General features: G+C 34.8%; 1 protein-coding gene. It reads right to left on the bottom strand.

The annotated features are described in order from the left end of the window. Nucleotides 1-733 (bottom strand): RagB/SusD family nutrient uptake outer membrane protein (locus WFK35_RS22950; protein ID WP_336734973.1); only part of this gene is annotated, 733 nt, incomplete at both ends.

The following is a 733-nucleotide window of genomic DNA, read 5'->3' as shown; positions in this document are numbered from 1 at the left end:
AAAATTCCCTTCTTTTTTCTGCTAATATTTCATTTAACAATTGGTCTTTTGAAATTGTATTGCTTATGTTGGCCAAACCTGCTCTGTTTCGTATTTTGTTAATATAAGTAAGCGCATCGCTCACGTTATTTTGCCGTGCCAAAATTTCAGCCATCATACAATACACCTCTTCAATTCTGAATACGATTGAATATTCGTTTGTATTTGAAGATGAATTTTTATATTTTATGCTACCATAATACGTATTTGACCCTGAGGTTATTGTTTTAATCCATAACGATTTCCGCAGGTCCGTGGATGTGAATGTACTTACAAGGTTGTTAGATAATGCATAGTTCTGCGGCACACTTGAAATTAAGTACAATTTTGCCTCTTCCGTGGCATCACCTGCTTTTAGCGGCTTCAATTGCCACATGATATGCTTACCATCTTTTTTAAAAGTCAGATTGAGATCTGTATTTAATTGATATAAAGGGCTGGCAATAATTTCCTCTGCATACATTCTTGCTTTTTCCCATTGTTCCAATAACATATTAGACTGACAAAGCAGCATGACAGCGATATAACGATTGGGATAAATCCTTTCAGCATTTCGGTAATCATTTTTAAGGTAATCTTTTACGGTTTCAAGATCATTTATTATATTCATCAATACCTGTCCAGAAGCAGATTTTCCAATGCTTTGATTGATCGTATAGTCGCTAGAAGTAACATATGGGATGTCCCCAAAGAT

It is taken from the genome of Chryseobacterium sp. VD8, from assembly GCF_037149975.1.
Taxonomy (GTDB): domain Bacteria; phylum Bacteroidota; class Bacteroidia; order Flavobacteriales; family Weeksellaceae; genus Chryseobacterium; species Chryseobacterium indicum.
The sequence above is the reverse complement of the archived record's forward strand: the minus strand, read 5'-3'. Positions and strand labels throughout refer to the sequence as shown.